Source organism: Candidatus Atribacteria bacterium (assembly GCA_011056645.1).
In the GTDB taxonomy this organism is placed as follows: Bacteria; Atribacterota; Phoenicimicrobiia; order Phoenicimicrobiales; family Phoenicimicrobiaceae; genus Sediminicultor; species Sediminicultor quartus.
This window is the reverse complement of sequence record DSEL01000126.1, coordinates 1-6,844: the sequence shown is the minus strand read 5'-3', so window position 1 is coordinate 6,844 and position 6,844 is coordinate 1. Positions and strand designations below refer to the sequence as shown.

Below are 6,844 nucleotides of genomic sequence, written 5' to 3'. Positions count from 1 at the left end.
TAATGGACTAATTGATTAATCTTTTTAAAGAATAACATATATTTTAAAAAAATCAATAATAATTTTTCTTTTTTTTAGAAATATACAATTTGTGAAAGATACAGGTGTTAAAAGATAGGTTTATTTTTTTTCGCATACGCCGTGTGATATATAAAATAATAGCGTATAGAGTGTGTAGTTTTATCATGCAGTGATATTGAAAAAGATTTCTCTTATATATATTTTTACTTTTTTGTATGGACGTATTTATCCATCTCTTTTTGTTTTTTGTTTTAGTAATTTACTGATATATTTTTTAACTCCTAATCTCTGTTTTTTTCTTCACGTAATACATCATAGGAAATCGTCCGATTATTATTTTTTCAAAAGCACTGTTTCCTTTTCCTTAAATAATATCTGTAACACTAAAATTGCACCAATTAAAATAAGTCCTAATACATTTACCGTAGAATTTGCCGGAATAATCATAAAAGAACCTGCTAGCAGGGTCATTCTTTCGTAATATTTGGTCTTTCTAATCAAGTAACCCTGCATACCTCCGGCTATACCAATCGACATTGCTGTGGCTAATAATAAGAAAAAGACTAATTTTATTAAATTCAAATCTGCAATAAAATTCCAGGAAATTAATTCGGGGTGAAATATAAACATAAAAGGCAATGTATATCCCGGAATAGCTAATTTAGTAGATTCTATTCCTACTTTCATTGCTGGAGCTCTGGCTATTGCCGCCCCGGCAAAGACTGCTAACATTACCGGTGGGGTAATATCAGCTAATATACCATAATAAAAAACAAACATGTGAGGCATGATAAGATGAGTACTTTCGGGCATTAATCTGATTAAAGCCGGGGCAATCAAAGTAGCCATTATAATGTAATTAGCGGTAGTGGGTATACCCATTCCTAAGACCAGAGAAGCTAAAGAAGCTAAGACTAAGGCTATAGGTAAAATACCATGTGAAACTTCAAATACTATTCCAGTGAATTTAAGCCCCAATCCAGACATAGTAGTAATTCCTACAATTATCCCTGCTGCCGCACATGCTACAGCTACTGTAGTTGCAGAAAGACCAGCTTCAGTTATGGCCTCTAAAAATTTTTTAGGGGTTAATCTGGTCTTCTTACTAAACATGCTGACTATAATTAATACTACAATGCTAAGTACTACTGATTTTTGTGGGGAATATCCTTGAACCAATAAATAGACTAATGCAAATATGGGTGCTAATAAAATCCATCCTGTTTTTAAGGTTTTAAATAGATTGGGTAACTGTTCTCTGGAAAGACCACGTAAACCAATTTTAGCTGCCCTAAAATCCACCGCCATAAATAAGGCAAAATAATAAAATATGGCAGGAAAAATCGCTGCTTTAGCAATTTCGATATAAGGAACTCCTAAAAATTCAGCCATAATAAAAGCAGCAGCCCCCATAATAGGTGGCATGATCTGGCCGCCGGTAGAAGCAACCGGTTCAACCGCTCCTGCAAAGACCGAACTATAACCTATGCTTTTCATCAGAGGTATAGTAAAGCTTCCGGTGGTTACTGTATTGGCGGTAGAACTACCTGAAACAGTCCCCATCATACCACTGGAAACTACTGCCGCCTTAGCCGGTCCACCCCTGGTATATCCGGTTAGAGCGGTGGCAAAATCGATAAAAAATTTACCAGCCCCGGTTTTATTCATGATTGCCCCAAATAAGATAAAAAGATAAACAAAACTTGCTGAAACACCTAAGGGGGTCCCGAATATTCCCGCATCGGTAAGATAAAGATAATAGGCAACTCTTTTTATAGAAAAGGTTCCGTGAGAGAATCTTCCCGGCATATAAGGCCCAAAAACCAAGGCGTATAAAAGAAAAAATACTGCCACTAACATCATAGGAAGACCAACTGCTCTTCGGGTTGCCTCTAAAGTAAGTAATACTAAAATAACTCCTAAAAAAACATCCATAGAATTTGCAGCACCCGCCCGCCAGACCAACTCATGAATATTGGTAAGGATATAGAAGCATAGAATGATAGATAAGCCAATAAATACCAAATCGTAAAGCTGTATTTTATCTCTGGGGGTTTTCTTACTGCGGGCAAATAAGCTAAAGGTTAAAGTTAAGATCAACATAAAATGAATAGAACGTTGAATTAGACTAAAATAGGCCCCAAACCATCCGGTATACATATGAAAGACAAATAACCCGATAGAAGCAACCATGATAGGGAGAGACCATAAACCGCTTAAATCTCGTTTATTTTTGATTTCAATCTCTTCAATTTCTTTTATTATTTTTTCATCAACTTTTATTTCAATTTGGTTATTTTCTTCTTGGTTAGCGTGCAAATTGCCTTTTTCTTTACTTATCATTCATTCCTCCTTCAGTATCAATAATGATATCTACAGGATCACCTTTATTAGTTAAATAAGACAGAATAAATTCCCTATCTTTATATTTTATTTTTTGCTCTACGGTAAAAGCCACTCGCAGGGAAAGCTTTTCCATCTCCCTATTTACATTTACAATGACTAATTTATCTGTAAATTTGATATCTTTAGAGGCATGGCATTCCTGACCTACACCATACCAGGGATATTCCTCAGTAAGCAAACAAAATATTCCATCTTCTCTTATTTCAAAAGTATCAATTATAGGATTTAAATCTCTCGAATTTACATATTCCAAATAAAATTTATCACCAATCGAAACTTCAATCTTGATTAATTGAATACCACTCTTTTCGTTAACTACCTCTAAATAGTATTTTGTTTCGGCATTTACACCTTCACTTTTTATAAAATATAAATTTAAAAATACAAAAAAAATAATCAGGGAAACCAAAAAGGCTCCCCTGATTATTCTACTAATCATTAAAGTAATCCCTTCTCCTTAAAGTATTTCTCTGCCCCGGGATGAAGCGGAACAGCAGTTTTCACGCCATTTTCGGGAAGTAACTGTTTTGCTGAAGGATGAACAACAAATAACTCTTTTGCGTTGTTAAATAGGGTACTAACCAAAAGATAAGCAGTATTCTCATCAATATCTTTATTGATAACTACATCGTTACCAACTTGAACGGTCTTCACATCATAATCCTGTCCTTTATAAGTGTTAGCGGGTATTTTACCTTCTTTATAGTAAGCATAGTTCATAGTTAACTTTTTAATGATGTCATCATCAATTGAGACAAAAAATACATCTCTTACCGCAGTTACTTCCTGTACTGCAGAGCCGGGGAAGGAGAAATTCCAAAATACTGCATCTACATTTCCATCCTTTAAGGCTTGTGCTGCCTCCGGTTGTGAATAATAACTGACTCTCAAATCATCGTAAGACATTCCAGCTGCTTCTATAATTAATCGAGATAACGTCTCACAACCACTTCCCGGTGCATCAACAGATACTTTCTTCCCCTTTAAATCTCTTACTGATTTGATATTGGGATCCAAAGTCAAGAGATGTTGAGGAGCGGGATACATAGAAAATAAACCCAGAATTGGTTGAGCATTCCCTTCGAATTGCACCACTCCTGTATAAGCTTTGGAAGCAACATCACCCATAGCCATTCCTATCTGAATCTCTCCACTGCCTACTAACCTGCAATTTTCTACAGAAGCAGCAGTTGACTCAGCAGTCGCTTCGATTCCCTCTGCTTTTAATAATTTGGTCCAAAGATCAGCCATTGCACCGCCCAAAGGATAATAAGTTCCTCCAGGGCTTCCAGTTCCGAAAGTAATATGGGTAGCAGCTAAACTAATTCCGGAAAACAAAAATACCACTAAACTAACCATCAATATTATACTTAAAGATTTCTTCACTTTATCTAATACCTCCATTTTTTATTTTTTAAATTCACTGCATCTGCTAATCAAAATCTACTTTAAACTATGAGCTTAACTCATCTTTACTCTTTTACATCACCTCCTATAGTCAAGTTCTTTTCCTCGGAGTCTAATAGTAATACCAAATTGACCTGTATTCTTCGATATCTTCTCCTCTCTTTGCTAGTTCTTGAAGATATTTATAAATGGGGAGATCTTTATAGATATATGGCTCAACCGAAGCTATACCCTTTTCCCAGGGATGCCATAAATATATTCTCTGCCCCTCTTTGTTTAATCCTATCAACTCCCTATCTTGCCAGGCCCTAATATGATTTTTACCTAAGCGAGGAACATTAAAAACCGGCTCATCTGTTCTGAATTGACCCGGCAGTAATCGGGCTTCTTCTTTTCTCTCTTGCCACAAGCGGGCAACCGGAACGAGGTAATCTTCAGTTTCTTCTTTTCCTTTGGGGTAAAAAGTATAATAGGGATCTACCCCTGCTTTCTTCATCGCTATCCGTGCTGCCACATTTTGAAATCTCCTGCTGGTTTCTAAGGTATATACCAATTGATTATAAACATACACTCCTTGCCTTCTAAACTTCATGACTGCTTCGGCTAATTCCGGGGTTACTTCAGAGGCTCCCTCGATATGGGTAACAATACAGATATTTCTTTTCCCTGGTTTTATATAGCTTCCAATTATTTTAGCCAATTCATTAGTTATCCTCATGGGAACCGTTACCGGAGTTCTAGTACCCCACCTGATATTTATCACATGTTCCATCTGGCATAATCTATCCATAATATACTTTATCTGTTCATCCTCTAAAGCCAGGGGGTCTCCACCAGTAATTAATACATCTCTCATGGAGGTATTGTTTGCAAACCAATTTAAAGCATTGTCTAAGGTTTTCTTACTTACTTTTCCCTCGGGCATCATGGGGCCGGTTATCTCCCAATTCCTTTGACAATAAACACAAATTTGCGGGCAGGTATCATAGGGTTTTAGGATAGATATCATGGGATATCTTCGGGTAATTAATTCTTTGGGAGAAGTATCATGTTCACCCATGAAATCAAAGTAATATGATCTTTCTTTCCGATGTTCTTTCATTAAGGTTACATAGTGCAGGGGAGGAATAACTTGAGATCTTACCTGATAATCATATTTCCTGTCACTGCGAGAGAAATCGAACAAAGAAAGATAGTAAGGAGTAATTCCAAAAGGAATTTTATTTTCTATGGCAATTTTAATAGCTTCTATATCCTCTTCAGTAAGAGAAACCAACCTTTTAAGATCTTCTAAATGATCCATATTGTGGAATATATGTTTGAATTGCCATTGATAATCTTTCCAATCATCTGTATTTGCTCCAAAATAATCTAATATTTTCTTACGATTTTCTTCTCTCTCTTTAATCAATTCTTCATCGCATCCCGAAGGAAAACGATTAATAAAACCGTGGACTTTTTCGTATAATTTATCTAAATAATCAGAACGAGATATTCCTGCTTCTCTCCCCTTAATCTCAGCAAAGTCTGCTATTTTAACGCCATCTTTTTCCAGTAATGGCCTTAACCATCCCGAAGAAATACCTGCCTTACCCTTCATAGCTTCAAAAAGGTGAATAAATTCCTCCAAAAAACCATCGCTCACTTCTTCGGTTGTCTCTTGACTATCTTTAGTTAGACCTTTCAGAAGCTCTAAAGTACTAAAACCAGCAATCTTTTCGTTTCGAAGGGAAATAAGATTATTAAATACCTTCATCGCCTCTAAGGCTATAGCATATTCTAATTTATGTAAAACTTTCTCTCCTTCTCTGTATTTCCATTCTAAATCTTTTGAAAATTTAAAGAGATTTTGCCTGGCATCTTGTAAATCTCCGTTTTCTTTTAATAATTTAAAAATCTCCCGATTCTCTTTCCATAATTTTTCAACCAAGTCTTTATTCATTTTTGATACTTTTTCCCCTTTGCAAAGAATAATTTATTTATACTAAACATTGATTTTTTTCATATTCAGTTAAACTGATCATATGTTATAATTCTTAATAAAATATCTTATACTTTTCCCAAATTTCTTCTAATTCAGATAAAGATTCTAAGTTCTCCTTTCTTCTTCTAACTCCCACTGCAGTTACCAAAGCATTAATTAAACTGATAGGAGCAGTAAAAGAATCGATAAAAGAATTAAGATTGCTTTCTGCAAATACACTGACATCCGCTAATTGAGCTAAAGGAGACATTATGTTATCAGTAATGGCTGCGACTCTTGCTCCCTTTTTTTTAGCATATTCCATAATTTCCACAGTCTGTAGAGTATACCGAGGAAAGGTAATACCTATTATCAAATCCTTTTCATTGATATTAATTAACCTTTCAAAAAGATCACTAACTCCAAAAGTTATAGTGGTTACATTTTTTAAAATCAAATGAAGGGTGTAACCCATAAAGTAAGCTAAGGAGGTAGCAGTCCTTAGACCTATAATATATATCGAATTTGCATTCAACATTTCTTCTACTAATTTATTAAAAGATTCCGGTGAGATATTATCCATAGTTTTTTGGATATTATCCATATCATTATGAAAAACTTCGTATAAAATACTTTCTCCACTATTAACTGTTTTTATAGTTTTTTTTAGTCTACTAACGGTGTTTAATTTATTTTTGATTCTATTTTGCAAGTCTTTTTGTAAAGCAGGATAACCTTCGTAGCCTAAAAAATCAGCAAATCTTACCACGGTAGACTCGCTAACCCCAACTACTTTTCCTAAATTAGCAGCTGTAAAAAAAGCAGCTTTATCAGAATATTTCAATAAATAAGAAGCAATCAATTTTTGACCTTCACTAAAGTCTTTAAAATTATTTTTTATGCGTGAGGTTAAATCAATGTAATTTTTCTTTTTTTCAGGATTCAATTGATCTCTCCCTAAATTAAATTATAAAAAGAAGTAATTATGCAGGATTTGCACCAAATATTTTTATTAATGCAATAGTTTCATCTTTTATTGATTATATT

5 protein-coding genes are annotated in these 6,844 nt (G+C 34.5%); all 5 read right to left on the bottom strand.

Translation table 11 applies throughout. The annotated features are described in order from the left end of the window. Positions 1 to 354: 354 nt before the first annotated feature. Complete coding sequence (locus ENO17_05240) at positions 355 to 2,364, bottom strand: TRAP transporter permease (protein HER24436.1); 2,010 nt, start codon at positions 2,362 to 2,364, stop codon at positions 355 to 357. After that, positions 2,354 to 2,866, bottom strand: coding sequence for a DUF1850 domain-containing protein (locus tag ENO17_05235; GenBank protein HER24435.1), 513 nt, complete (start codon positions 2,864 to 2,866; stop codon positions 2,354 to 2,356). The genes ENO17_05240 and ENO17_05235 overlap by 11 nt, the downstream gene beginning before the upstream one ends. Continuing rightward, positions 2,866 to 3,831 (bottom strand): TAXI family TRAP transporter solute-binding subunit, encoded by a 966-nt coding sequence (locus ENO17_05230; protein HER24434.1) that lies wholly within the window; start codon positions 3,829 to 3,831, stop codon positions 2,866 to 2,868. Before ENO17_05230 ends, ENO17_05235 begins: the two co-directional genes overlap by 1 nt. 115 nt (positions 3,832 to 3,946) lie before the next feature. Next, complete coding sequence (locus ENO17_05225) at positions 3,947 to 5,776, bottom strand: KamA family radical SAM protein (protein ID HER24433.1); 1,830 nt, start codon at positions 5,774 to 5,776, stop codon at positions 3,947 to 3,949. Between the two features lie 94 nt (positions 5,777 to 5,870). After that, positions 5,871 to 6,743 carry a MurR/RpiR family transcriptional regulator gene (locus ENO17_05220; GenBank protein ID HER24432.1) on the bottom strand — a complete coding sequence of 291 codons (873 nt, stop codon included), beginning with the start codon at positions 6,741 to 6,743 and terminating at the stop codon, positions 5,871 to 5,873. Between the last annotated feature and the right edge of the window lie 101 nt (positions 6,744 to 6,844).

Bases quoted from the DNA above. Each gene is read 5' to 3' on its own strand.
- ENO17_05240 (HER24436.1), bottom strand. From the start codon at position 2,364: ATGATAAGTAAAGAAAAAGGCAATTTGCACGCTAACCAAGAAGAAAAT.
- ENO17_05235 (HER24435.1), bottom strand. From the start codon at position 2,866: ATGATTAGTAGAATAATCAGGGGAGCCTTTTTGGTTTCCCTGATTATT.
- ENO17_05230 (HER24434.1), bottom strand. From the start codon at position 3,831: ATGGAGGTATTAGATAAAGTGAAGAAATCTTTAAGTATAATATTGATG.
- ENO17_05225 (HER24433.1), bottom strand. From the start codon at position 5,776: ATGAATAAAGACTTGGTTGAAAAATTATGGAAAGAGAATCGGGAGATT.